General features: G+C 67.1%; 1 protein-coding gene. It reads right to left on the bottom strand.

The annotated features are described in order from the left end of the window. The coding region (locus tag BACI9J_RS02875; protein WP_159733095.1) for an Hsp70 family protein at window positions 1–1,074 on the bottom strand (1,074 nt) is incomplete at both ends.

Below are 1,074 nucleotides of genomic sequence, written 5' to 3'. Positions count from 1 at the left end.
CTTCTTGTCCTTGTCGTCCTCGTCGTCCACGACCTCGGCGTCGACGATGTCCTCGTCGTCGGCCGGCTGCTCACCCGCGGGCTGCTCGCCACCGGCGGCGCCGGCTGCTGCGTCCTGCTGGCTGTAGATGGCCTGGCCGAGCTTGCCCTGCGACTCGTTGAGCTTGTCGAAGGCGGTCTTCACGGCGTCGTCGTCCTCGCCCGCAAGAGCGGACTTGAGCGCGTCGACATCGGCCTGCACCTCGGACTTGACGTCCGCGGGGAGCTTCTCGTCGTTCTCCTTGATGAGCTTCTCGATCGAGTAGACGAGCTGCTCGGCCTGGTTGCGACGCTCGTTGGCCTCGCGACGTGCCTTGTCCTCGGCGGCGTGCTCCTCGGCTTCGCGGACCATGCGCTCGATGTCCTCCTTCGGCAGCGACGAGCCGCCGGAGATGACCATCGACTGCTCCTTGCCGGTGCCCTTGTCCTTGGCGGACACGTGCACGATGCCGTTGGCGTCGATGTCGAAGGTGACCTCGACCTGCGGCACACCACGGGGAGCCGGGGCGATGCCGGTGAGCTCGAAGGTGCCGAGCGGCTTGTTGTCCCGGGTGAACTCGCGCTCGCCCTGGAAGACCTGGATGGCGACCGACGGCTGGTTGTCGTCAGCGGTCGTGAAGGTCTCGCTCCGCTTGGTCGGGATCGCGGTGTTGCGGTCGATGAGCTTCGTCATCAGGCCGCCCTTGGTCTCGATGCCGAGCGACAGCGGCGTGACGTCGATGAGCAGGACGTCCTTGCGCTCGCCCTTCAGCACACCGGCCTGCAGCGCGGCACCGACGGCGACGACCTCGTCCGGGTTGACGCCCTGGTTCGCGGACTTGCCACCGGTCAGCGACTTGACGACCTCGGCCACGGCGGGCATACGGGTCGAGCCACCGACGAGCACCACGTGCGCGATGTCGTTGACCGAGACACCGGCTTCCTTGATGACGTCGTTGAACGGCTTCGTGGTGCGGTCGAGCAGGTCGGAGGTCATCTGCTCGAACTGTGCGCGCGAGATGGTCTCGTCCAGGTTCAGCGGGCCCTCGGCGGTGAG

It is taken from the genome of Arthrobacter sp. 9V (genome assembly GCF_902506065.1).
GTDB lineage: Bacteria > Actinomycetota > Actinomycetes > Actinomycetales > Micrococcaceae > Arthrobacter.
This window is presented reverse-complemented; position numbering and strand designations above follow the sequence as displayed.